This is a genomic window from Acinetobacter johnsonii CIP 64.6, assembly GCF_000368045.1.
In the GTDB taxonomy this organism is placed as follows: domain Bacteria; phylum Pseudomonadota; class Gammaproteobacteria; order Pseudomonadales; family Moraxellaceae; genus Acinetobacter; species Acinetobacter johnsonii.
The window spans coordinates 676,755-701,822 of sequence record NZ_KB849235.1 but is presented as its reverse complement, the minus strand read 5'-3'; the positions used below and the strand labels follow the sequence as shown (position 1 = coordinate 701,822).

Here is a 25,068-nt window from a genome sequence, read left to right as displayed (position 1 = left end):
CTTACACACTTACTTTAAGCATCAATGATCGGTAATCATACTGTGCTTTTTGGTGTCTTTCATAAAGATGTAAGTCAGTAGAGATAAACCAATCATGAAGGTGATGTAGTAAAAGAAATAGTTTTCATGTCCTGCATTTTTAAAACTCAACGCTACAAGTTCTGCTGTGCCACCAAAGATGGTATTGGCAATCGCATAAGGTAGGGCAACCCCTAGTGCACGAATATGTGCTGGAAAGAGCTCTGCTTTGACTACAGCATTAATTGCGGTATAACCCGTTACAATCACCATACCACTCATACATAGCATAAATGCGGTTGTTGGACTGCTGGTTGAACCTAGACCGTTGAAAATTGGAATCGTGAACAGTACACCTAATACACCAAAAGTGATCATAATTGGTTTACGACCAATTTTGTCAGACAGTGCACCCACCACAGGTTGTAATAGCATGAAGACAAAGATTGCTGCTGTGGTGATCTCTGTTGCTGTAGTTTTCTCAAAACCTGAGGTGTTAACCAAGTATTTTTGTAAATACGTCGTAAAGGTGTTGAATGCCAGCGTTCCACCCGCAGTCAGCATAATCACAGTGAATGCTTGCTTTGGATATTTGGTAAATAAAGCAAGTGCACTAGATTTTGGGCCACCATTTTTAGCCTGTTCTTGTGCATCTTTTGAAGATTGGGTTTCAACCAAACCACGACGAATCCAGAACACCACAATGGCAAGTACAGCACCAATGAAGAAGGGAATACGCCAGCCCCATTCAGATAACTGTGCTTCGCTCATGGTGCGTTGTAAAATGATCAGCACACACAGCGCCAAGAGCTGACCTGAAATGAGAGTCACATACTGAAAACTAGAGAAGAAACCACGATGGTTTTTTCCAGCCATTTCCGTTAAATAGGTTGCGCTTGAACCGTACTCTCCACCGACACTTAAACCTTGCAATAAACGGGCAAAGAGTAATAAGGCAGGTGCGAGCATACCCACACTGGCATAGGTAGGTGCACAGGCAATAATCAAAGATCCCACACACATTAAAGATACAGACAGAGTAAGACCTGATTTACGTCCTTTACGGTCTGCATAAATGCCCATGATCCACGCGCCAATAGGACGCATCAGGAAGCCCAATGCAAAGACGGCTGCAGCTTGTAAGAGTTTTACCGTGTCATCCCCTTCAGGGAAAAACTGTGGCGCGAAATATAAGGTAAATGCGGCATAGACATACCAGTCATACCATTCAACTAAGTTGCCAGCTGAACCACCGAGAATCGATTTTAAACGGGTCTTTTTATCGATGCTTACTGGAGCAGTTTGGGGAGATAGATCAGTCACAAAAATTTCCCAAAGAGAAGTTCGGGAAATACATCTTTTAACTTTTTAAGTAGAAAAAGTTAAAACAATATATTTTAAGATTAAACAAAAAATTCTGTTTCGTTATACGCCCCTTATCCTTGGACTTCATTCGACTTTAGTCTAGGTGTTAGTATGATTTATATGCTGTTAAGTTTTTCTAATAAATATCTTTATTTTAATGGGAAATTATCATTTTACTTATCTAAAACAAAGTCTTGTAAATTTTTAATGTGTGAATAGTCAATTAAAATACAAGGGGTTATGACGCTTTTTCTTTTGTGAAGAATGTTGTTTTTTTAAAGAGAAAATTATTTTTTAGCTTGGAAATTGGTCGATTTTTCACTGAATAGTCAAAATAAACAATTAAATTGTAAAAACAGATGCGGTGATTAATTTATTTAAAGCAACGAATTTTCTCTGGTTTGACTGGCTTTGGAATATGACAAGGTTGGATTTTGATGTTAAGTTTAGCGTGAAGAACAAAAATAACACAATAACTCAATGAGAGAGGTGAATATGCAAGACACAGATGCCATTTATGATATTGCCGTTGTGGGCGCGGGCATCAATGGGGTGGGCATTGCAAATGATGCTGTAGGGCGCGGTTTAAGTGTTTTCGTCTGCGAAAAAGATGACTTAGCCAGTCATACGTCTTCAGCCAGTAGCAAGCTCATTCATGGTGGATTGCGTTATCTCGAACAAAAAGAATTTCGTTTGGTGCGTGAAGCGCTATTAGAGCGTGAAGTACTGTTAAAAAAAGCCCCACATTTGATTCATCCTATGCGTTTTATTATGCCGCATTTACCTTATTTACGTCCTGCATGGCTGATTCGTTCAGGCTTATTTATCTATGATTATTTGGCAAAACGAGAAACATTAGAGGGTTCAGAGCTTGTTCATTTTAATGTCGACAGCCCGTTAAAAGACACCATTAAGCGTGGTTTCGAATATTCAGACTGTATTGTGGATGATGCGCGTTTGGTGGTGGTTAATGCAATCCAAGCACATGAGCTAGGGGCTCAAATTCGGACACAAACGCGATGTGTTTCTGCAGTTCAGCAGGAGGGTGTGTGGTGTCTAACCTTAGAGCATCAAAAACAACACTACCAAATTAAAGCTCACAGCTTAGTCAATGCAACGGGTGCATGGGTCACAGATTTTATTCAAGAACAACTGTCCCAAACCCCAAAGGCAGGCATTCGATTGGTTCAGGGCAGTCATATTATCGTGAAGCGTTTATACCCGGAGCAGCATGCGTTTATTCTACAAAATGATGATCAACGCATTGTGTTTGTAATTCCTTATTTAGATGAATACAGCCTGATTGGTACCACGGACGTAGAGTTTGAGGGCGATGCAAATCATGTCTACATTACCGAGCAGGAAACTGCTTATTTGATTGATGTGATTAATGATCATTTCAAGCTTCAATTACAGCAAGCAGACGTAATCTCAAGCTTTGCAGGTGTAAGGGCGCTGTATGATGATGCAAGTGCACAAGCCTCTAAAGTGACACGTGATTATGTACTGTCGATGTCTAAACCTGTTGCGGATGAAGCGCCATTATTATCGGTTTATGGTGGAAAGTTAACGACTTATCGAAAGTTAGCGGAAGCGGCTTTGCTACAGTTGAAACGTTATTTTCCACATATGAAGGCGGAATGGACGGCTGAGGAAAAACTCCCAGGTGCGGAAGGTTTTAGTTCAGTCGAGGTTTTATGTGCAGAGTTGATGCATGAAATCAAAGGGCTAGAGTCTCAAACAGCGCATCGTTGGGCAAACAGTTATGGTCGTCGAGTGTGGCATATGCTCGGTGAGAACAAAGATGTACAAACTTTAGGGCAGTCTTTTGGTCATGGTTTGTATCAGCAAGAAGTGGATTATGTGGTGAAACGTGAGTGGGCCATCAGCAGTGAAGATATTTTAAAACGACGGACTAAACTGTATTTAAAATTTGATGCACTAGAAACTCAAGCTTTAGACATCTACTTGCAGGATTTACACCTACGTCGTATGCAAGGGGATGCTGCATAATGTTGATTGCGTTTCATGGTTACACTTGATTTCGTTTTATTAAAAAAGCCGCTATTGCGGCTTTTTTAGATTTAAATTTCGATTCCGCCAAGCGCTTTACAGTCTACAGGTGTCTTCCATTTTACAGCCGTTCCCCAAACGACTGGACGGACAATATGCCAAAGCGTTGGCTGGCATTGTAGTCAATGACGACGTAACACCGACTTGATTGTGCACGTTCAGCAAGACGCGGATAGAGTTCAACTACGCTGCCATAAGTGCTCTTGGCGACTTTGCTGAGCTTTTGATTTCAAAATTGAGTTGAATCGGAGGGGGCTTTGATCGAGTAAACATGAAGTGCTGGCTGAGTTGTTGCTACTTATTTTAGTCGCGATTGGTTGGATAAATTTTGTTGAGTTATAAAGTTTTAAAAGTATAAATAGATTAAAAAAAAGACCGCTTACGCGGTCTTTTTTTTGGCTTAATTTAAAGATTAAGCAGATTGCTTAACAGCATCTAAAAGTTCGTTTTGACGAGCTTTAAGTGCAGCTGGTAGGCGTTCACCAAGTTTGTCGAATAGTTCAGTATGGCTTTCAAGCTCTTTGATCCATTGATCTTTGTCTTGAGAAGTCACAAGGTCAAACTGAGCTTTAGTGAAGTCAGAACCTGTCCAGTTCAACTGTTCATACGTTGGAACTAAACCAATTGGTGTTTCAACTGCATCAGCACGGCCTTCACAACGGTCAATGATCCACTCAAGAACACGCATGTTTTGACCGAAACCAGGCCATACGAAGTTGCCTTCAGCATCACGACGGAACCAGTTCACGTTGTAGATGCCTGGAAGTTTGTTGCCCGCAGCTTTAGCTTTTGCTGCTACTTCTTCACCAAGCTCTAACCAGTGAGAGAAGTAATCCGCCATGTTGTAACCCGCAAATGGAAGCATTGCGAATGGGTCACGACGAACAATACCTTGTTGACCAACAGCAGCAGCAGTTGTTTCAGAGCCCATAGTTGCAGCTTTGTAAACACCATCTACCCAGTCAAATGCTTCTGAAATTAGAGGCACTGTGTCTGCACGGCGACCACCAAAGATGAACGCTGAAATTGGAACACCTGCTGGATTTTCCCAGTCAGCATCGATAGAAGGACATTGACCCGCTGAAACAGTAAAGCGCGCATTTGGATGAGCTGCTTTTTCACCAGCAACATGTGGTTGACCTTTCCAGTTGGTTAGGTTGGCAGGTGCTTCTTTAGTAAGACCTTCCCACCATACTTCACCGTTGTCAGTTACCGCAACGTTGGTATAGATGACATCTTTAGTCAATGTCGCCATGCAGTTCGGGTTGGTCTTGGTATTTGTACCAGGTGCTACACCGAAGAAACCTGCTTCTGGGTTGATTGCGTATAAGCGACCATCTTCACCTGGTTTGATCCAAGCAATATCGTCACCTACAGTTTCAATTTTCCAACCTTCGTAGCCAGCTGGTGGAATCAACATCGCGAAGTTTGTTTTACCACAAGCAGAAGGGAATGCCGCTGCGATGTAGTGTTTTTCGCCTTGAGGATTAGTCACACCAAGAATCAGCATGTGTTCTGCTAACCAACCTTGTTGACGACCCATAGAAGACGCAATACGTAAAGCTAAGCATTTTTTACCTAACAATGCGTTACCGCCGTAACCAGAACCGTAAGACCAGATTTCACGTGTTTCTGGGTAATGCACGATGTATTTTTCAGGGTTGCAAGGCCATGCAACATCTTTTTCGCCATCAGCAAGCGGCGCACCAACAGTATGTACGCAAGGAATAAATTCACCGTCTGTACCAAGAACGTCATAAACAGCTTTACCCATGCGAGCCATTTTAGACATGCTAACTGCTACATATGGAGAGTCAGTTAATTCGATACCAATATGCGCAATATGAGAACCTAATGGACCCATAGAGAACGGTACTACATATAAAGTACGACCTGCCATTGAACCGTCAAACAAACCATTTAGACGAGCACGCATTTCAGCAGGCTCTTCCCAGTTGTTTGTTGCACCAGCATCTTCTTGTTTTTCAGAGCAGATGTAAGTACGACCTTCAACACGAGCAACGTCAGAAGGATCAGAATTAGCAAGATAAGAACCAGGATGCGTTTCTTGGTTAAGCGCTTGCATTGTGCCGTTAGCGATCATCAAGTTGATATAACGTTGATATTCTTCTTCGCTGCCGTCACACCATTCAATTTTCGCTGGTTTTGTTAATTTTGCAATTTCTTCCACCCACGCAATAAGCTTAGGGTGACGAACGAATTCTGGTGCGTTCACTTGGGTCATGGTGAGGCCTATCTCAAATATGTACACGTTTGTACAAAGTACAATCTCAGCAATAAAATTTACTGCAGAGATGAAAAGATGAAAAAAAAGTGGCTGTATTAAAGCATAATTTGATAAAAAAAATAAGACCAAAGGCGTATCTAAATCATGAACAGTTCGATGGAGTTGCTTCATTTTAATTATTAAAAAACAATAGTTTGGTTAGATTTCTTGCTTTTATTTTGTGTATTTATTATATTTATGAGGATTATTCATTTAAGATATTAGTATTAAAATCATATGCTTGCATTTATTTTGTGATTGAGATTTATTATTGATTAAATAAATGGTAGTCATTTGAATTTTACATAACAAAACTGTTAAGTGTTGAATATTTGGACAAAAATAGAGCAATTACTTCAAGTTTAGGTGCAAAATGTCAGAGCAACTCAAACCTTTATCACTTATTTATAATAAAAAATCAGGTTTTCATGCTGCAAATAAAGATGAAGTGTATGAACAGTTGGTAGCAGATCTGAGTACCGCGGGTTTTGAAATACAGTCATTTGAGTTAAGTGAGTGCATGAACTTTGATCAGATGATGCAAGAGATTTTACTACGCCATCGTCAAGCGGAAAATGTAGGGGTCGTGGTTGCTGCGGGTGGCGATGGTACTTTAAATGCAGTTGCGTCTAAATTGATGGGAACGGATATTCCCATGGGAATCTTGCCTCTAGGTACATTTAACTATGTTGCGCGAGTGTTGAATATTCCGTTGGATTTATTAGACGCAGCCAAAGCCATTAGTGAAGGGCAGCCACGTTCTGTACATGTGGCGCAGCTGAATCAACATATCTATCTGAACAATGCTAGTTTAGGGCTTTATCCTTTATTTATTCAAAAAAGAGAACAGTTTAATAAGCATTTTGGACGTTTTCCATTGCATGCGTATACTTCGGCATTGGATGTTCTCATCCGCGACCGTAAAGAGTTAAAACTTGAAGTAGAAGTCGATGGACAGCGCTATCCAGTGAAAACGCCATTGATTTTCTTTGGCAATAATCAACTTCAACTGGCTGAAATGAAACTACGTATTGCCGAGGCGGCGGAAGCAGGCAAAGTGGCGGGCGTGGTAGTAGCAAAAAGTGATAAGCGGACTTTGTTCAAGACCTTATGGCAGTTGATTAAAGGCAATTTGGATCAGGCTTCCGATGTCTATAGCTTTGCAGCAGATGAAGTGATTGTTCATTCAAAGCGCAATAAGCTCACGGTTGCGGTAGATGGAGAAATTGTCACGATGACACCACCGCTGAAAATTACAGTACGTAAGCATGCGCTGAATATCATGGTTCCCGCATGATTTTACATTTGTCAGATTTACACTTTGGGACCGAACGCGAAGCCTGTTTACAGGCCATTCGTCAGTTATGTGAGGAACATTCTTTTGAAGCCGTAGTGGTCAGTGGGGACTTGACCCAACGTGCGCGGTTTATTCAGTTTTATGCTTGTCGGCAGTTTTTAGACAGTTTAAAGCTGCCGTATTTGGTGGTGCCGGGGAATCATGATATTCCGCTGTACCATGTGTGGAATCGTTTTTTCAGTCCCTTTGCACGTTATCAACTGTTTTTTGGGGGGGTGGAAAACACCTTAGAAACTGAACATTTTTATGTCATTGGAGTGAATAGTATTCGTCGGCGTTACCACACGCGAGGGCATATTTCACTGAACCAAATTCAAGAGATTGATCTAAAATTGCAGCAAGCACCTGCGCACAAAATTAAACTGATCGCCGCGCATCAGCCTTTTTATACTCCGCCAGACCATAGTCATGGTGTGAAAGACTGTCCGATGCTTGGTCGTATTGCATTGGAGCAATGGAGCCAACATGGTTTAAATGGACTTTTACATGGGCATTTACACCACGCTGCCGTTTATGATTTGAATCAGATTTATCAACTTGGGGTATCGCATCCAGTGCTGGATATCCATGCTGGAACGGCAACATCTTATCGTTTACATGCGGGTTTGCCCAATAGCCTGAATATTATTTTGCCGAATGCCGATGTACAACATTTGAGCTTTAACGCTGCAACCAATCGCTTCGAGTTGATGCAGCAAAGTATGTCAGATTGAATTGAGTGTCTGAACTTTGATGAGGTTTGCTTAAAAAGAGCACAAAAATATAAAAATATTTTGTGTTTGCCCTTGAAGCGTTTTATTCCATCCCCACAAAAGTGTCATATCAAAATTTTGTTGATGACCTAGGAATAAGAAGTCATCTTCACATCGTAAACAATGGCATTTTGAAAATGTCTATGGAGCTAGAAATGAGCAAAATTCGTCCTTTACATGACAACGTTGTGATTCGCCGCGTAGAAAAGGAAACTAAAACTGCGGGCGGTTTAATTTTGAGTACTTCTGCTGCTGAACAGCCAGCTCAAGGTGAAATTATTGCAGTAGGTAATGGAAAAATTACAGACAATGGCATTCGTGCTTTAGATGTAAAAGTGGGCGACAATGTACTGTTTGGTGCATATGCAGGCACTAAAGTTAAAGTTGAAGGCGAAGAACTTCTTGTGATGAAAGAGTCTGATATTTTAGCGGTTCTTGAAGGTTAATTCAGAACGTTCATTTGCTGTTTAAGCAATACAATTGATTAAAATTTAAGAATATTTGGAGTTTAGTATGTCAGCTAAAGACGTAAAATTTGGTGATTCAGCTCGTTCTAAAATGATTGCAGGCGTAAACGTGCTTGCAGATGCTGTAAAAGTAACTTTAGGTCCTAAAGGCCGTAATGTTGTGATCGACCGTTCTTTCGGTGCGCCGCACATCACTAAAGATGGTGTAACGGTTGCGAAAGAAATTTCTCTAAAAGACAAATTTGAGAACATGGGCGCTCAATTGGTTCGTGAAGTATCTTCTAAAACCAATGACATCGCTGGTGACGGTACAACAACTGCAACTGTACTAGCTCAAGCAATTTTAAATGAAGGCATCAAGTCTGTAACAGCGGGCATGAACCCAATGGACTTGAAACGCGGTATTGATCTGGCTGTTAAAGCATTGGTTGCTGAAATTAAAGCAACAGCAAAACCTGCTTCTGATACTAAAGCGATTGAACAAGTCGGTTCAATCTCTGCAAACTCTGACGAAACTGTAGGTAAACTCATTGCACAAGCAATGGAACGCGTAGGTAAAGAAGGCGTGATTACCGTTGAAGAAGGTTCAGGCTTTGAAGATGCTTTGGACGTTGTTGAAGGTATGCAGTTTGACCGTGGTTATATCAGCCCATACTTTGCAAACAAACAAGACACATTAACGGCTGAACTTGAAAATCCGTTCATCTTGCTTGTTGACAAAAAAATCAGCAACATCCGTGAATTAATTACTGTACTTGAAGCTGTAGCTAAAACAGGTAAACCACTTTTAATCATCGCTGAAGATGTTGAAGGTGAGGCCTTAGCTACACTTGTTGTTAACAACATGCGCGGAATTATCAAAGTATGTGCGGTTAAAGCACCTGGTTTTGGTGACCGTCGTAAAGCAATGCTTCAAGATATCGCAATCTTGACGGGCGCGACTGTAATTTCTGAAGAAGTAGGCATGACTTTAGAACAAGCTTCTCTTCAAGACTTAGGTACTGCGCACAAAATCACTGTGTCTAAAGAGAATACTGTGATTGTTGACGGTGCTGGTGATGCAGCTCAAATTGCTGAACGTGTTACGCAAATCCGCGCGCAAATTGAAGAATCATCTTCTGAATACGATAAAGAAAAACTTCAAGAACGTGTTGCTAAATTAGCAGGCGGTGTGGCTGTGATCAAAATTGGTGCAGCGACTGAAGTTGAAATGAAAGAGAAGAAAGACCGTGTGGACGATGCGCTTCATGCAACACGTGCTGCTGTTGAAGAAGGTGTGGTTGCTGGTGGTGGTGTTGCACTGGTACGTGCTGCAGCTGCACTTGACGGTGTAAATGGTGCGAATGACGACCAAAACGTAGGTATTAACATTTTACGTCGTGCGATTGAAGCGCCACTTCGTCAAATCGTTGCCAATGCGGGTGATGAGCCTTCAGTTGTGATCAATGCTGTGAAAAATGGTGAAGGTAACTTCGGTTATAACGCTGCTACTTCTGAGTATGGTGACATGCTAGAAATGGGTATTCTTGACCCTGCGAAAGTAACGCGTTCTGCACTTGAGCATGCTGCATCTGTAGCTGGTTTAATGTTGACAACTGAATGTATGATTACTGACGTTCCAGAAGACAAGCCTGCAATGCCTGATATGGGCGGCATGGGTGGTATGGGCGGAATGATGTAATCTATACCATATTATTTTAGATGTAAAAAGGCCGCTTAAATGCGGCCTTTTTATTTTTTGTTGATGTGGGATTACTTTGGTGCATAATGCTTAAAGTGGTTTAGTTAGGCTGTTTAAGTAAAATAATTGATTTTTTAGCCATTTTAATCTGAATAAATTTAAGAATTATCATGCTTTGATATTGATATTATGGTTCTATTTATTGAACATTTATATTTGATTTTTATTTATAAGTTATTGAAATTAAAATTATATTATATATTTGTTAGAGTGTTTTGTGCATTTTTTCAGATTTATTTATGGCTATTTAAGCCATTTTAATATTATATCGTTGCGATATTTTTAGGAATGTAATCAAATAGATTAACAATAAAAAACATAAATTATCATTCAAATATGGAAGTAACTAGATTAGAATTCGGGCCAATTTGTATAAATGACCACATTCTAAAATTAAATAATAAATCTCTTATGTCTAACAATATTTATGCTGCATTAGAGCAACTTGGACTGACAGCACAGAAACGTGCGATCCATGTTCAATTCTCAAATACGTCTCTAAATAATCAAGTTTTCCTACAACGTATTGATGGGATGCATAGCCTCAATGAGGGTACTCATCTACAATTGATTTGTCTTTCGACCAACTCCAAAATTCCATTAAAGCAATTTATTGGCTGCCAAACTGCTGTTGATATTGTCACAGACAAATCTGAGTTAACTCGTGTTTCAGGTATTGTGGCCCAAGCAGATATAGGTGCGAGTGATGGTTCTCTTACAATTTATCGTTTGACTGTCAAAGATTCGACAGCCTTATGGAATCATCGTCGTAATAGTCGCGTGTTTATGAATAAGTCGGCTGTGGACGTGATCCAAATCGTGTTTCAAGAATGGGTGCAACGTAGTGCGCTCTTCGCTTTAAGTTTGACTTTGGATAAAAGTGGCTTAACCCAAGATTATGATATTCGTCCATTTATTATGCAGGCCTCGGAAAGCGATTTTGATTTTCTGACTCGGTTGATGAGAAGTGAAGGTATTAACTGGCTGATTGATGAAGCACAACTTAAAGTGCTTAGTTCTAGTGAACAGATACAGCCGCAAAGATTAAGATTAATTGATGATAATTCGCAATTTAACGTCTTAGACCGTCGCAGTATCCGCTTTCATCGCAGTAGTGCCGTAGAAAAAAGCGACTCTATTACTCATTTCGTAGGTCAGCGTTCAATCCAACCGACCTCAGTACATGTACAGCGTTGGCAAGCCGATGTGTTAGTAACTGAAGAAGGGGCGGGAAGTGTTCAAAGCAAGCATAACCATAGTGAAAATTATGACAATGCCAGTTTAGGTTTGGAGCAGGCATGGCATTTTAGCCCTGCATGGATACAGGACTTAAATGGTGAAGATGGTGCGACCAAATCAGGCAATGGTCAGATTGAAAAGTTTAATCAAACCTTAAGTCACTACTACAATGCACAAGCTAAACAATTTAGTGCAACCTCTACAGTACGTGATGCACATGTGGGTTATTGGTTTGAGTTCAATGAACACCCCGAAATAGATCAACACGCAGATGCAGACAAACAGTTTCTAATCACTGCTAAGACTTTTCAAAACCAAAATAATTTACCTAAAGACCTGAATGATCAAGTGGGTGCCTTGCTTCAACAAAGTAATTGGCAGGTAAGTAACATTGCAAACAATAATACAGATGAACGCCAAGCCAATACACTCACGCTTCAACGACGTAACATTGTTACTGTTCCAGAATACAATCCACTACAACATAGAGCGATAGCATCACCACAACGTGCTAAAGTTGTTGGCCCAAGTGGAGAAGAAATCTTTGTTGATGAATGGGGACGCATCAAAGTTCGATTCCTATTTACCCGTAACGAAGACAACACTCATGATGGTGGTGCTGGTTCCAATGATAACGATACGGATTCTGCTTGGGTAGATGTACTGACCCCATGGGCTGGTGAGGGCTATGGGGCAAGATTCTTACCACGCATTGGTGAGATCGTGGTCATTGATTTTTTTGATGGTGATATCGACCGACCATTTGTGGTGGGACGTATCCATGAAGCACAACGCCATCCAACCAAGTTCGACAACAAAGGTAAACTACCTGATACTAAAAAGTTAAGTGGTATTCGCTCCAAAGAAGTTGATGGTGAAGGATTTAACCAACTGCGATTTGATGATACTACCGGACAGATCAGTACCCAACTCCACAGCAGTCATGGTGCAACACAACTTAACCTAGGTAATTTGAGTCATCCTAAAGAAAGTGCGACCAGTGATGGTCGGGGTGAAGGGTTTGAGCTTAGAACAGATCAATGGGGTGCAGTACGAGCTGGAAATGGATTATTACTAAGTACATATCAACAAAACCAAGCCAAAGGTGAACATTTAGATAGTGAGATTGCCAAAAAGCAACTTGAAGGCAGCCAGACCAATAGTAAAGCCTTAAGTGATATTGCCAAGAATCAAAAGACCGATGAAATAGAATCCATTGAGCAACTAAAAGCTTTTGCCGAAGAAATTGAAAAAGATGTTGCCAAGTATAAAAAAGCCATCATGTTACTCAGTTCTGCTGATGGGATTGCCTTAAGTACCCCTGAAGATATCCATCTTTCAGCTACAGGCATCATTAACCATACTGCGGGCGATAGTATTAACCTTAGTACCCAAAAGAATATTTTGGGGCAAGCTTTAGGCAAAGTAAGTCTGTTTGCTGCGCAAGGCGGGATTAAAGCCATTGCAGCACAAGGTAAAGTTGAGATTCAAGCACAGTCAGATGCTTTAGATGTATTTGCCAAACTCGGCATCACGATTTCTTCTACAGAAGATCGGATAGAAATCAGTAGTCCCAAAGAAGTTTTGATTACGGGTGGTTCATCGCAGATTGCTCTGAATGGCTCAGGAATTTTTCCAAAAACGGGTGGGAAATTTGAGGTTAATGCTGGACAACATATGTTTAAAGGTGGAGCTAAAGTTCAGTCCATACTACCAAGTTTTAGTAGTTTAGCTATGAATAAAGAGAATTATTCGTTTACAAATCGCATAGACACTTTTGATGTTTTTAAAGATACTGACTTTTCTGAGGTAAAATATAGAGCCTTACTGAAAGGACAAAAAACTTACAAAGCTGGAGTGTTAGATGAATATGGTAGAACAGAACGTTTTGTAAGTATTGATAATAAACAGGAGGACATACAGGTTGTAGTAGATGAACCAATTTACGAGTGGTCAATTATTGATGAGGATTTTGAAGAACCAGAAAATAATGAGGTAGAAGGTTAAATTTATGAAATTTGAAGTTTTTTTTAAAGATAGAGCTGGGAATCCTGTTGATGGGTTACGCTATAAAGTATCAGTTTTAAATGATGAACAAAAAAAGACAAAAAGAAAACTAGTTGAGTTCACTACAAAGAATGGTAAAGGTAAGGGGGGCTCAATAGTTGGTATAGAGCAATTAGTTTTTGAAGTAATGGATTTTCCGACACCATATAAATCGTGGACGGAAATAGGTTATTTTTCATATAATAAGAGAATGGGTAGAGATGAGAAGAGAACAATAATAGTTAATGTCCCATCAATAATAATAAATACAAAAACATTTCAAAAGCAAGAAGTGGCGGGTAGCTATGAGCGGAGAACACAAGTTATAAACAAAAAATTAGATAAAAATATTTATTTATATCCAAGTATTATAAAACATACAGTTAAATCGGGTGAAAATTTAAATTTTATTGCAAAACAGCATGGTGTTTCTGTTAATGATATTAGTATGAGGAATAAAGGAATTAATGTTAATGCTATTAAAGTAGGGCAAATTATTATCATAAAAGATGAAATAGATGCTAAAAGAAAAGAATTAGCGGACCATAAAAAATATAAGAAGTATATAAAAGAAAAATTTCAAATATCCAAAAATAACTCTAAAGTTGTAGTGGAAATTGAAGTAGATGTGAAAGGGACTCAACTTATGTATGTAAATGTATCTGGAGCAATTGCTGCGGTTATTGGGGTGGGTGCTAGTATCCAAATTGGAGTGGCACGAACACCGAAAGGTCAGTGGGGAATATTTCTTGCTCCTGGGGTATCTGGTGTACAAGGAACTCCTTCTGTTTCTGTAGAAGGAGGTTATTTATTAAGTGAGGCTAAAAGTTTAGATGATTTAGCTGGTTTTGGATATTCTATGAATGTGAATACATATGCATTGGTTGGTGCTTCAACTGTTGCGGCTTCAGGTTTAACTCCAGAAAAAATATTTGATGGAGACTTTAATGAAGGAACCACAATGGGCGGGGGACTTGAAGCTGGAGTTGGTATGGGAGCTAATATTCAACATAACCTTAGTTATACATTTGTCATTCCTTTAACAAAATAGGACTCTTTTAAATGAAGTTTTTGTTTACTGCATTGATATTGACATTGAGCCTAACAGGTTGTGATGTTAATGCGGATAAAGCTAGCGCGGAAGGTCAATATATTGATTTATCTGAAATTGATGAAGTAATAAAGAGTCAAGATGATAATGAAAAGTTAAATTATTTCAATGCTTTATTAGCTAAGGCTGAAGATAATGATCCTATTGCGCAGAATTTAGTAGGGGTTGTCTTTGAGAATGGCTATTTAAATCAAAAGATGGACATTAAAAAAGCAGTTCATTGGTATGAAAAGGCAATTAAGAATAATAATGGGGTAGCTGAAAATAATATGGGGAGTTTATATGCTCATGGAAATGGAGTTAAACAGGACTATGAAAAAGCTTATACTTATTTTACAAAAGCAATGAATAAAAACGTGCCAGAGGCTATTAACTCAATTGGATTTATGTATTTTAACGGATTTTATTTTGAAAGGGATCTTAAAAAAGCATGTGAATATTATGAAAAATCAGCAAACTTAGACTACGGTTTGGGAGCTGCAAATACTGCTAATTGTTATTATGAGGGTTGGGGGGGGATAAAAGATAAACATAAATATTTTGAATACTCTTTAAAGGCTGCTGAAAAAAATTATGCACCTTCACAATTTAATGTTGCAGTTATGTATAAGAAAGGAGAGGTAATAGATAAGTCTATGACGAAAGCTGTCTACTGGTACGAAAAGGCAGTAGAGAATAATGAACCTCGTGCTGCTTATAATTTAGCCTCATTGTATGAAAAAGGTGATGGAGTAGAACAAAATTTTGACCTTGCATATGCTTATTATACTTTAGCGAATGAGTTCGGGTTAGAGATAGCTAGAAGCAAGTTGCTTGAGTTAGAGAGTAAAGTCGTTAAAGAAAATATTCGAATTTTAAAGAATGGCGAGAAAATACAAATTGTAATAGATGATCCTAATAGTAAATGGGAGATTAAGGATGAAGAGGAAGGAAAAAAGTAATAAAGTTGGAACTGTGAAGAATTGATAGTTGAAAAAGCAGCGATAGACGCAAACACCAACTACCAGCTTCAGTTGTGTATGACCAATATAGCGTTCCATTTGAAGGCTTTAGTGTCGTACCACATGATGATGGAAGTTTATTGCTGAATTTTGGTTCGAACTGGAATTTCTATTTTCATAGTTTTAATGCTGGAAAATATTATCATCTCGTTCAATAATTTAATGAGCAGACTGATGAAAAAGTGGTCTGGGTATCATCTGCGCAGTTTGGTCGAAACTAAGATGCATTGTATCAAATTATTAGGCGATAAACTCAGCGCTAGGAATTTTGACAGCTAAGTCAACGAGATTCATGCACGTGTGGCAGTCTTAAATAAATTTACAGAATTAGACCGAGCTCACACCCAAGTTGTCACTTAAATTTGAGTCGCTTAGGGGTATTTTATTTTTTAAATCTTTGTGCAAAAAATTATAGTAGTATCGATGACTATATTAAAAACATGGATGAAACATCAAAAGTAAGTAAAAGTTTAAAGTGGGGTGGAAGATTAGTTTTTGCTTGGGATATTTATGGCAGTGTAAATTCAGTGGCTTAGGTCTATGAAAAAGGTGTTCCAGATGGTACAAGGAAAGAAATTTTAAAACAAACTGGTAAAATTAATGGCGGTCTATTAGGTGCAAGAATTGGAGGGAGCATTGGAACAGCCATCGGTGGTGTAGTAATAGGCGTTGTTGGAGGAACTGTTGGCCTTCCTGTTCTGGCCGTTGTAGGAGTTATAGCAGTTGGAGGTACTCTTATCGGAGGATATGTTGGTGGAGTAACAGGTCAAGCAGTTGTAGAATATGGGTATGAAAGATTAAAATGAATATAAAAGATTTAATAGTTATTTCACTAATATTAAGTATTATCTTTTGGGCTATATTCCATCAAATGGCATCAAAATATATAAATAGTAATGAAATATTAAAGAAGAAAATTTTCGGTATAGATATTTATAAAAATAAATCTATGGATATATCTAATATTGAGTTGGTTATAACAGCAGTTATAATGATTAATGTAATAGATTTTTTTTCTAGAAATTCTTTAGAAAAATTTTTTAAAAATAGAAGTTTCTTAATATTTAGTAATATTAACTTGAAAACAAGTATATGTATTATAGATCACCATAAAAAACTATGGTATTACATTAAAGTATCTATGTTTTTTATGATCCTGATAATAATTTTTACAATTACTTTTTGGAATTACTAGCAATAGATTTTATAAAAAATTCACTTTGAATGAACATTTTTAACAAAATAGGACTCTTTTAAATGAAGTTTTTGTTTACTGCATGGCTTTGTTGCACAAAGATTTCATAACTATATGATTTTAAAAGTTTTGATTATTTTTTGATCCAAAATTAAATTTATTTAAATCAGATGCTTACATATTTATGCAACAAAGCCGACGTGCAGCCTTTATTACGGGTCAGTATCCGATTCGTTCAGGAATGACCACCGTAGGGCGTCCAGGTTCACCTTTAGGGATTAAAGCTGCAACGCCGACTTTGGCAGAAGTGCTAAAACCATTGGGTTATATGAATGGTCAGTTTGGTAAAAACCATTTAGGTGATCGCAACGATAGCTTACCGACGGTACACGGCTTTGATGAGTTTTTCGGTAATTTATATCATTTAAATACGGAAGAAGATTCGGAACAGTATGATTATCCAAAAGATCCTGAATTTGTGAATCAGTATGGAACGCGTGGTGTATTGCATTGTTATTCGTCTAACGATAATGATGAAACTATCGATCCTCGCTTTGGCGTAATGGGTAAACAAAAATGTAAAGACTCAGGTCCTTTAACCCGTAAGCGCATGGAAACGGTGGATGATGAGTTTATTGCAGCCAGTGTTGATTTTATGAAGCGCAGCAAGAAAGCAGATAAACCGTTTTTCGTTTGGTTAAACCCAAGTCGTATGCACATGTTTACCCATTTACGTGACTCACATCGTTATTTGGCGGCGAAAGCCACTTCAGAAGATGATTTATACGGCAGCGGTATGATCGAGCATGATATGCAAGTCGGTGCATTGTTGGACGATATGAAGAAGATGGGTGTGTTGGATAACACCATTATTGTTTATACCACCGACAATGGTCCTGAGCACAGTGCCAAAAATCATGGCGGAACCACGCCATTTCGTGGTGAGAAAATGACCACTTATGAAGGTGGTGTTCGTGTCCCTACAATGGTGCGTTGGCCGGGACATATTCCTGCTGGACAGGTGAAAACAGGGATTCAAGCCAATATGGATCTGTTCACAACATTGGCAGCCGCAGCGGGTGACTCAAATGTTGTAGAGGAAATGAAAACCAATCGTAAGCAAATTATTGATGGTGTAAACAATATCGACTATTGGACAGGCAAATCAAAAGAAAGTAAACGTGATAACTTCTTGTATTATCATGAGTCGACTTTGCGTGCAGTTCGTATTAATCAATGGAAAGTTCACTTCGAAACCAGTGAAAATTATTACGACCAGTATCAAAAGCAAAAGTTTCCAATTATGTACAACCTTCGTCAGGATCCATTTGAGTCTTTTGATAGTATTAGAGATCGTTCAGACATTATTCAAACCAAACAATGGATCAATGAGCCGATGCAGAAATTGCTTGGTTCGCATATCAAATCGTTAATGGATTATCCACCGGTACAAAAAGCAGCAACTTTTGACTTTAGTGAAGTGATCAAAAATATGCAGAACCAAAAGAAGTAAATTATGAAAAAAGGTAGCTGAAGTAATTTGGCTACCTTTTTTGATGCTTGGATGAAATTTATGCGGTGATATTTAAATAAGCAATTTAAATCATTCAGAATGTTGCGAGTGTCTATTCCAAGGATTTGGTGAGTTTAAAGTTGGACTCAGGTTGATCCGGTACTTGACCTTTATCGCCACGCATTTCAATAAATTGCGCACCAATATAATAAATACGGCTATCACCAGATGAGTCGAGCTGTATCAGTTGATCAGAGCCTGAACCGTACCGGGTTTGTCGGAGACTTTTTATTTAAGTTAGGCCACCTGACCTAACTGGTTAATTTTATCATAGTACATTGCTTCAAAATCAAAAGGTGATACATAATCTAGCGCACTATGTACACGTTCTTTATTGAACCAATCCACCCAGTTTAGTGTCGCAAGTTGTACATCTGCTAAACCTTGCCAATCTGCTTTTAAATATTCAATCACCTCTGTTTTGTATAAGCCATTCACCGTTTCAGCCAAAGCATTATCGTATGAATCACCAGTCGTACCGACTGATGCTCGTAAATTTGCTGCTTCTAAACGATTGGTATAGCGAATAGAAAGATATTGAACACCTCTGTCGGAATGATGAATCACATTCTTTGGCATGCCTCGATCATGCAATGCTTGCTCTAATGCATCGAGCACCATATCTGTATTCATCCGTGTAGATACTTTCCATCCAACAATTGCTCGTGAGAACACATCAATAACAAATGCGGTATATACCCAGCCTGAATGAGTTTGAATATACGTAAAGTCACCCACCCATAGTTGGTTTGGATGATCAGCATTAAAATTACGTTTCACTAAATCATCTGCCCGTTTTTGGTCATCTCGGCTACGGGTGGTTTGTTTGTTCTTACCACGCCAAACACCTTGTATACCTAGCTTTTGCATTAATCGAGCAACAGTACAGCGCGCAATAATATAGCCTTCACGTTTCAGTTTTTGCCAGACTTTACGTACACCATATCGACCTGAACTTTCCTTCCAAATTCGTTTAATTTGTTCAGCATGATGCTCATCATGTAGATCTCGTTTCGCTCGATGTTCTGGATTGTCAGCGAGATCTAAAGTCCGGTAATAGGTTGAAGCTGCAATCGGTAAAATTCTACAAATCGCTTCAACACCATATCGATCTTTATTGTTATGGATAAAATCCACCATTATTTGTGTGGGCGGTCGAGCTCCGCCTGGGCGAAAAAAGCGGCTGCTTTACGTAGAATTTCATTGGCACGCTTTAATTCTTTAATTTCACGTTCCATTTGCCTCATTTTTTCTTGATCAGATATCTGTTGTACTTTAATAGGATTTTGCTGATCTAAATGCTTTTGATGCCAGGCACGAAGTGTTTCAGGAGTACAACCAATCTTAGGCGCAATTGCTGTGATTGCAGCCCAAGTAGAAGGATAATCTTTTTCAGATTCAATCAATAATTGAACCGATCTTTCTCTGATTTCAGGGGTATATTTTAATTTTGTCATCGGGATAGTCTCTCAGAATATTGACTCTCCGACAAACCCGGTACGGTTCAGCCATTCACAAATTGAAATGAACCTTTCACTTCATTCACATAATTATTATTCGATTTGCCTAAAAATTTTTGTTTCAGCACAAAATGATGATCTAAGGTCAGTTCAAGTTCAGTGTCGATCCCAGAACAATCATGACAGGGTAGAATCCCTTGATATGTGCCTACCCAATCTAAGGCATTTGCTGTGTCTGGTGTATCCATCACGGTTGCGCTAGCACTGTCGTCCAGAGATGCCGTGACATTGTGATCTGGTGGAGGATTGTTTTCATTTGGCTTTGAGCATGCAGTTAACATGGTGAAAGATAGGCATAGTGCTAAAACAGTCTTTTGCATATACAGCACCCGATATTATTCATTGTTTAGTTTTACCTTACAGTAGTGCAAGAAATGAATCTGTGAAGATCTGTGAGTGCTTCTGTATCTTCAATAAAGAATACTATTCACGTATTTTTACCTTTAATCTCAAAGACCCTGTTTTTTCTTGAAATATTTGGAATTAAATAAAATATACGTTTATAGATTAATTGTTGTTTTATTGAGCGTCTCGCCGTGTATTTGATCAGCAGCATTGCTAGAATCGGCGCAGATTTTTAGTAATGTGGTATTTTTTGTGTTCGAAAAGCTTGCAGAACAAAGTTTAGCCTTAATGGGGTGGCAGATTGATAATCATTGGGATTTGAATATCGATCAATGTGTGATGATTGCAGCGCCACATACCAGCAATTGGGATGCGCTGTACGCTCGTTTGGCATTAAAGGCCTTAGGTGTGCATGTCCGTATCACTATTAAAGACAGCTATATGAAACTGCCATTTGGGCCATTTGTTCGTGCAATGGGCGGGATAGGTATTGACCGTCGTCCGAAGCATGAAGGTGAACCACGTCCAAGTATGGTACAACTCATGAGTGATCTTTTTAAAGAACACCCTAAGTTGGTGATGTTGGTCACCCCTGAAGGGACACGTGCCAAGCAGGAACAGTGGAAAACAGGTTTTTACCATGTTGCAGTTAGTGCAGGTGTTCCAATTGCGTTGGCCTATATGGACTATGCGAAGAAAAAAACTGGAGTGGGTAAAATTATTTATCCTACGGGTGATTATGAAAAAGATATGGCTGAAATTATGGCATTTTATGCACAAATTTCTGCTAAATTTCCTCAAGATTTCAGTGTCGATACTCGCTATCACAACGACTCAACTGTGTCTTAACTTCAAATTTAAGTCATATGAAATTAAAAAAGACAGCTTTCGAGCTGTCTTTTTTATTGCTAACCGTATTTTAAGGGCTTTGCTAGGGATTGGGTAAAACCCCACCTAGTGACTGGCATGCGGCCGTATAACTTTGTAGCTGTGTTTCAATCACTTCGGGCAGGGGCAGGTCAAAAATTTGATCGCCATGTTGATAGCTTTCTACATAGGATTGGGCTTTTTGTTTGCTGCTGGCAAGCACTTGTTCATGATAACTGGTCATGCTGCTGTGGTCTGCCTGATCGCGTTCTATATTTTGACAGTCAAAAGATTGGAGAAGTTTTTCGGCTTGTTTTATTTCTTTGGATGAGCTTATGGAGCAAGCACTGATAAAGCAAATACTCAGTAGTGCAAGAGGCAGTTTCATATATGGTGGGCGGTGGGTTTTAAGGTGCGCCAATTGTATAAAGATTTGTGAAGCTGGAGGAAGTCTAGTAGTGCCAAGCTGTTTAAAGATAAGCCTATTTTGACACAAAACACACAATTGCTGACCCAAGCCAATGCCAAAGTGCAGAGTCAGGTTTTTATAGCACTACAGAAAGCGATAGCTGATACATAGAAAACAGCCTGAACTAAATAATAAACCCAGTACCGTATGCTTGAACTGCCGCTCCGAAATCTTATAAAACAATTGCGCGCCGAGCATGGCCGGTAGACTCACACTCAAAAGTAAGATGCCCATATAGGGTAAATGTTGCAAGTTTAAATTTCCGCGGAGCAGATAGGTGAGTAAGGTGAATAGCTGAATGGCAAAATTAAAATGCCTTAAAATTGAGCGCTGTTGCTCTTTAGGAAGGTTTTTTAACATGACCCAAGCTGAAGGCAGTGAGCCACAAAAGCCTCCTAACCCACCCAATACACCTCCAAGAAAACCAATACTGCTATCGGCGTATTTTCCAGAGTTTTGAATGAAGTGAATCTGGGGATTAAGTAGCATCAATGGACACCAAAGAATCAGAAAAATTCCTAGAACCAGTTTAAAGGTATGTGCTTGAATGATGTCTAACAGATAGGTACCCAATGGAACGCCAATCAGACCTGCAAGGATATAAGGCGTAACAAGGCTTTTATCAAGTTGAAAGGCAGATTCCGACTTTAAGGAAATTAGGTGACTCCAGACTGAGGCGAACACCACCAAGGGCGCTGCGAGCTGAGGTGCCAAGATCCAGACCCAAAATGACATGGCAATTAAGGCAAATGCAAAGCCCGTGAGTCCCTGTACAAAACCCGCCACCATTGCACCTAAGATAAAGATCAACCAAGTCATATGCGATATATTTAAAATTTTAGCGAGTGTATGGTTTTTCGATCTGTCTACATAGTTTTAGACATGAAAAATGATTGAAACCTTAGCTTGATTTTGAATATGTATATTGATCTTCATACATAGCGTAGCTCAGAACCACACTAATATGCGCTAAGACCACTTTCTTTCGTGATGGTGTCAATCAAAAGGACATAAAAGTGTCTAGATTATGGGGAAACAACCACTTTCTTTTGATATAAACCTGCACGTACAGACCCAGCTTTGGTGTTCTTTATTTGAATCCAAGTGCTTGGAAGTTTTAACTGATTCAAATCTCGGTCGGCTTCCACATAAATATAGCCATTATTTTGAATCATCGGATCCGCCAAGAGGGCTAGTTCTTCCCATAGCTCTAGGCTATACGGCGGGTCTAAAAAGACCAAATCAAACTGTTCTTTTAAGGTAGGTAATGTTTGCTGTGCAGTCGCTACTTTTAACTGGGCACGAGACTTAGGGACTTTAAGGAGTTCCAAGTTTTTTGTTAAAAACTGTGCTTGATTGTGGTCAGGTTCAATTATCACTACTTTTGAGGCACCACGTGATAAGGCTTCAAATGCCAACGCCCCCGAACCTGCACAAATATCCAAAACATTGGTGTTTTGCACATCCCACATGAGCCAATTAAACAAAGTCTCACGTACACGATCAGGCGTAGGGCGTAAACCTTCAATACTGGCAAAAGGCAATTGGCGACGTTTCCAGTCCCCTCCAATGATGCGGAGTTGGTTTTTCATAATTAGTCTGACTCCACAGGTGCAGAAGGTGGTGTAGCTGAACGGCTTGTATTTGCCGTTGTTGAAGTGGGTGCTGTATTTGAAGTACTGGTTGGTGTAGCTGTATTTGTCCCAGTTGTGGTGGCTGGTGGAGTGCTACCACTTGGTAATTCACCCGGTTTAATCCCCGCCGTCATCAAGCCGCCACTAATTTGATGGTTTTGTGGACGAATTGGATTTTTATGACGTGTGAGCAGCCAGTAGTCTAAGATCGGACGAGCCAGCTGTGCCGCAGAACCACCGTGACGACCATTTTCCCACACTACTGCAATCGCAATTTCAGGGTTTTCCGCAGGTGCAAAGCCAACAAATAAACCGTGGTCGAGCTGACGTTCTGTTAAAAGTGCTTCGTTATAGCGTTTGCCTTGGGCAATACTTTTGACTTGTGCCGTACCAGTTTTACCTGCAATTTTATACATTGGTGTACGAATACCACGTCCTGTACCCGTTTCGATGACATCGACCATAGCATCACGCATTTTTATCCAGTCTTCATCTGTACCATTGAACTGAATTCGACCATCAGGTGCATTGAGGTTTTTATGTGGTTTTGCGCCTTTACTGGTTTGTAAAACATGTGGAATTACATGCGAACCATGATTCGCAGTAATGGCAGTTGCCATGGCTAATTGTAGGGGGGTTGCGGTAAAAGCACCTTGTCCAATACTGACAGAAATGGTTTCACCTTTAAGCCATTTGGCATCGCGAGTACGCATTTTCCATTCAGGGTTTGGATACAGACCTGTGCTTTCACTCGGTAAATCAACACCCGTTTTCTCACCAAAACCAAACTGACGCATCCATGTGTTCATTTTTTCAATGCCCATGCGGAAAGACAGAATGTAATAAAAGGTATCGCAAGAAACAACTTGAGCTTTATGTAAATTGACTACACCATGTCCTGACTTTTTCCAGTCACGGAATTTATGCGAATCGCCCGGAAGGGTAAAATAGCCATGATCGGAAATAGCAGTACCCCAATCAATTAAGCCATAATGAATACCACCTAAACCAAACATCGGTTTAATGGTTGAGCCGGGTGGGTAAGCGCCTTGTACAGCACGGTTATATAGCGGTTGATCGAGGTTATCGCGTAAACCGCTATAGTCGGTATGACTAATGCCGGTGACAAACAGGTTAGGGTTAAAACTTGGACTTGAGACCAAGGCAAGGATTTCACCTGTACGTGGATCCATCGCTACGATTGCACCACGACGACCTGCAAGCTGCTCTGAGGCAACCGTCTGCAAGCCATAATCGAGTGAAAGATATAAGTCATTCCCACGAACGGGTTCTTTGCGACCTAAATGACGTAGTACGTTACCATGCGCATCGGCTTCCACAGATTCATTTCCTGGTACACCATGCAGCAAATCTTCATAGGAATTTTCTACCCCAATTTTACCAATCAGGTTAGTGCCCGCATACAAATCTTTATTGATGCTTTTTAATTCTTTATCGTTAATCCGACCCACATAACCAATCACATGGGCAAACAGCTCACCATGTGGATAGTAGCGCGTCATCTGGGTTTCGATATTAACCCCAGGGAATTGATACTTAACTTCGCTAAAGCGAGCAATATCGTTTTCATTGAGATTAAGTTTAATGGAAACACGTTCAGTTTTACGTGAGGCTTTAATACGACTGTTAAAGCGCTCAATATCATCTGGTGTGAGTTCTAAGATTGGCGTTAAACGTTCAATCGTAGCATCAATATCCGTCACATCCGCTCGACTCATCGTCGCGGTAAAGACAGGATAGTTGTCCGCCAACAGCACACCATTGCGGTCATAAATATAACCACGTGCAGGGGCTAAAGGTTGTAGGCGGATACGGTTTTGATCGGATGCAGTTGAAAACTCGTCAAATTGAACCAGCTGCAAATAGGCATAGCGAGTGACTAAAATCAGCAAGAAGAAAACCACAATACCCATGGAAATAAAGGTACGATTTCGAAAAATGCGCTTTTCTTGTTGGACATTTTTTAAAGGAAAGTGCTGTTTCATAC

19 protein-coding genes, 2 pseudogenes and 1 other annotated feature are annotated in these 25,068 nt (G+C 39.6%); of the genes and pseudogenes, 12 read left to right on the top strand and 9 right to left on the bottom strand.

The window, feature by feature from the left end; genetic code table 11:
- Window positions 1-21 precede the first annotated feature (21 nt).
- A complete protein-coding gene (locus tag F986_RS09275; protein WP_004694344.1) occupies window positions 22-1,341 on the bottom strand; it encodes an MFS transporter in 1,320 nt (439 codons plus the stop codon).
- 537 nt (window positions 1,342-1,878) lie between these two features.
- On the opposite strand from F986_RS09275, the gene glpD reads away from it, so the two are divergent.
- Entirely contained in the window at window positions 1,879-3,396 is a 1,518-nt protein-coding gene (gene glpD, locus F986_RS09270) for a glycerol-3-phosphate dehydrogenase (RefSeq protein ID WP_004694343.1), read from the top strand.
- A 71-nt stretch (window positions 3,397-3,467) separates the two neighbouring features.
- Here the strand turns inward: glpD and F986_RS18580 are convergent.
- Window positions 3,468-3,679 (bottom strand): annotated as a pseudogene (locus tag F986_RS18580) (hypothetical protein); the annotation flags it as partial.
- Between the two features lie 189 nt (window positions 3,680-3,868).
- Window positions 3,869-5,701 (bottom strand): phosphoenolpyruvate carboxykinase (GTP), encoded by a 1,833-nt coding sequence (locus F986_RS09265; protein ID WP_004694340.1) that lies wholly within the window; start codon window positions 5,699-5,701, stop codon window positions 3,869-3,871.
- A 415-nt stretch (window positions 5,702-6,116) separates the two neighbouring features.
- Between F986_RS09265 and F986_RS09260 the strand changes: the two genes are divergently transcribed.
- From F986_RS09260 to F986_RS09220, 10 genes and pseudogenes are all read left to right on the top strand, one after another.
- On the top strand, window positions 6,117-7,040 hold the full coding sequence (locus tag F986_RS09260; RefSeq protein WP_004694337.1) for a diacylglycerol/lipid kinase family protein: 924 nt from the start codon (window positions 6,117-6,119) through the stop codon (window positions 7,038-7,040).
- A complete protein-coding gene (locus tag F986_RS09255) occupies window positions 7,037-7,813 on the top strand; it encodes a metallophosphoesterase family protein (RefSeq protein ID WP_004694334.1) in 777 nt (258 codons plus the stop codon). The genes F986_RS09260 and F986_RS09255 overlap by 4 nt, the downstream gene beginning before the upstream one ends.
- Window positions 7,814-8,007: 194 nt before the next feature.
- A complete protein-coding gene (locus F986_RS09250; RefSeq protein WP_004694333.1) occupies window positions 8,008-8,298 on the top strand; it encodes a co-chaperone GroES in 291 nt (96 codons plus the stop codon).
- Window positions 8,299-8,365: 67 nt separating this feature from the next.
- Complete coding sequence (groL, locus tag F986_RS09245) at window positions 8,366-10,000, top strand: chaperonin GroEL (protein WP_004694331.1); 1,635 nt, start codon at window positions 8,366-8,368, stop codon at window positions 9,998-10,000.
- A gap of 471 nt (window positions 10,001-10,471) precedes the next feature.
- Entirely contained in the window at window positions 10,472-13,306 is a 2,835-nt protein-coding gene (locus F986_RS09240; RefSeq protein WP_017397067.1) for a type VI secretion system Vgr family protein, read from the top strand.
- Between the two features lie 4 nt (window positions 13,307-13,310).
- Window positions 13,311-14,396 carry a LysM peptidoglycan-binding domain-containing protein gene (locus F986_RS09235; RefSeq protein ID WP_004694328.1) on the top strand — a complete coding sequence of 362 codons (1,086 nt, stop codon included), beginning with the start codon at window positions 13,311-13,313 and terminating at the stop codon, window positions 14,394-14,396.
- A gap of 11 nt (window positions 14,397-14,407) precedes the next feature.
- Window positions 14,408-15,397: a tetratricopeptide repeat protein gene (locus F986_RS09230; RefSeq protein WP_004694326.1), complete on the top strand. Its 990-nt coding sequence runs from the start codon at window positions 14,408-14,410 to the stop codon at window positions 15,395-15,397.
- A 231-nt stretch (window positions 15,398-15,628) separates the two neighbouring features.
- A pseudogene (locus F986_RS17885) lies at window positions 15,629-15,817 on the top strand (IS5/IS1182 family transposase); the annotation flags it as partial.
- A 442-nt stretch (window positions 15,818-16,259) separates the two neighbouring features.
- Window positions 16,260-16,652: a hypothetical protein gene (locus tag F986_RS09225; RefSeq protein ID WP_004694323.1), complete on the top strand. Its 393-nt coding sequence runs from the start codon at window positions 16,260-16,262 to the stop codon at window positions 16,650-16,652.
- Between the two features lie 184 nt (window positions 16,653-16,836).
- On the top strand, window positions 16,837-18,165 hold the full coding sequence (locus tag F986_RS09220; protein WP_004694322.1) for a sulfatase-like hydrolase/transferase: 1,329 nt from the start codon (window positions 16,837-16,839) through the stop codon (window positions 18,163-18,165).
- Window positions 18,166-18,462: 297 nt separating this feature from the next.
- On the opposite strand, the gene F986_RS09215 is transcribed toward F986_RS09220, so the two are convergent.
- Window positions 18,463-19,682 (bottom strand): IS3 family transposase gene (locus F986_RS09215; RefSeq protein WP_115613868.1). Its coding sequence is split into 2 segments (ribosomal slippage): window positions 18,463-19,406 and window positions 19,406-19,682, totalling 1,221 coding nucleotides; the frame shifts between segments, so codons are not numbered across the junction.
- Window positions 19,291-19,407: a sequence feature (AL1L pseudoknot), on the bottom strand. (Overlaps the previous gene by 117 nt.)
- A gap of 47 nt (window positions 19,683-19,729) precedes the next feature.
- Window positions 19,730-20,065 (bottom strand): copper resistance protein NlpE, encoded by a 336-nt coding sequence (locus F986_RS09205; RefSeq protein ID WP_004694319.1) that lies wholly within the window; start codon window positions 20,063-20,065, stop codon window positions 19,730-19,732.
- Between the two features lie 277 nt (window positions 20,066-20,342).
- Between F986_RS09205 and F986_RS09200 the strand changes: the two genes are divergently transcribed.
- A complete protein-coding gene (locus F986_RS09200; RefSeq protein ID WP_010326291.1) occupies window positions 20,343-20,939 on the top strand; it encodes a 1-acyl-sn-glycerol-3-phosphate acyltransferase in 597 nt (198 codons plus the stop codon).
- Between the two features lie 82 nt (window positions 20,940-21,021).
- On the opposite strand, the gene F986_RS09195 is transcribed toward F986_RS09200, so the two are convergent.
- The 4 genes from F986_RS09195 to mrdA form a co-directional block, all read right to left on the bottom strand.
- A complete protein-coding gene (locus F986_RS09195; protein ID WP_004694315.1) occupies window positions 21,022-21,345 on the bottom strand; it encodes a hypothetical protein in 324 nt (107 codons plus the stop codon).
- Window positions 21,346-21,510: 165 nt separating this feature from the next.
- The gene (locus F986_RS09190) at window positions 21,511-22,245 is read right to left on the bottom strand and encodes a sulfite exporter TauE/SafE family protein (protein ID WP_004694312.1); all 735 of its coding nucleotides are present in this window, start codon (window positions 22,243-22,245) and stop codon (window positions 21,511-21,513) included.
- 206 nt (window positions 22,246-22,451) lie between these two features.
- On the bottom strand, window positions 22,452-23,018 hold the full coding sequence (rsmD, locus tag F986_RS09185) for a 16S rRNA (guanine(966)-N(2))-methyltransferase RsmD (RefSeq protein WP_004694311.1): 567 nt from the start codon (window positions 23,016-23,018) through the stop codon (window positions 22,452-22,454).
- A 2-nt stretch (window positions 23,019-23,020) separates the two neighbouring features.
- Window positions 23,021-25,066, bottom strand: coding sequence for a penicillin-binding protein 2 (gene mrdA / locus F986_RS09180; protein ID WP_017396965.1), 2,046 nt, complete (start codon window positions 25,064-25,066; stop codon window positions 23,021-23,023).
- Window positions 25,067-25,068 lie beyond the last annotated feature (2 nt).

What these genes read in the sequence shown, in the direction of transcription:
- F986_RS09230 (WP_004694326.1), top strand. Translation starts at nt 14,408, where the DNA reads ATGAAGTTTTTGTTTACTGCATTGATATTGACATTGAGCCTAACAGGT.
- groL (WP_004694331.1), top strand. Translation starts at nt 8,366, where the DNA reads ATGTCAGCTAAAGACGTAAAATTTGGTGATTCAGCTCGTTCTAAAATG.
- F986_RS09235 (WP_004694328.1), top strand. Translation starts at nt 13,311, where the DNA reads ATGAAATTTGAAGTTTTTTTTAAAGATAGAGCTGGGAATCCTGTTGAT.
- F986_RS09225 (WP_004694323.1), top strand. Translation starts at nt 16,260, where the DNA reads ATGAATATAAAAGATTTAATAGTTATTTCACTAATATTAAGTATTATC.
- rsmD (WP_004694311.1), bottom strand. Translation starts at nt 23,018, where the DNA reads ATGAAAAACCAACTCCGCATCATTGGAGGGGACTGGAAACGTCGCCAA.
- mrdA (WP_017396965.1), bottom strand. Translation starts at nt 25,066, where the DNA reads ATGAAACAGCACTTTCCTTTAAAAAATGTCCAACAAGAAAAGCGCATT.
- F986_RS09220 (WP_004694322.1), top strand. Translation starts at nt 16,837, where the DNA reads ATGCAACAAAGCCGACGTGCAGCCTTTATTACGGGTCAGTATCCGATT.
- F986_RS09265 (WP_004694340.1), bottom strand. Translation starts at nt 5,701, where the DNA reads ATGACCCAAGTGAACGCACCAGAATTCGTTCGTCACCCTAAGCTTATT.
- glpD (WP_004694343.1), top strand. Translation starts at nt 1,879, where the DNA reads ATGCAAGACACAGATGCCATTTATGATATTGCCGTTGTGGGCGCGGGC.
- F986_RS09240 (WP_017397067.1), top strand. Translation starts at nt 10,472, where the DNA reads ATGTCTAACAATATTTATGCTGCATTAGAGCAACTTGGACTGACAGCA.
- F986_RS09195 (WP_004694315.1), bottom strand. Translation starts at nt 21,345, where the DNA reads ATGAAACTGCCTCTTGCACTACTGAGTATTTGCTTTATCAGTGCTTGC.
- F986_RS09260 (WP_004694337.1), top strand. Translation starts at nt 6,117, where the DNA reads ATGTCAGAGCAACTCAAACCTTTATCACTTATTTATAATAAAAAATCA.
- F986_RS09205 (WP_004694319.1), bottom strand. Translation starts at nt 20,065, where the DNA reads ATGCAAAAGACTGTTTTAGCACTATGCCTATCTTTCACCATGTTAACT.
- F986_RS09250 (WP_004694333.1), top strand. Translation starts at nt 8,008, where the DNA reads ATGAGCAAAATTCGTCCTTTACATGACAACGTTGTGATTCGCCGCGTA.
- F986_RS09190 (WP_004694312.1), bottom strand. Translation starts at nt 22,245, where the DNA reads ATGACTTGGTTGATCTTTATCTTAGGTGCAATGGTGGCGGGTTTTGTA.
- F986_RS09255 (WP_004694334.1), top strand. Translation starts at nt 7,037, where the DNA reads ATGATTTTACATTTGTCAGATTTACACTTTGGGACCGAACGCGAAGCC.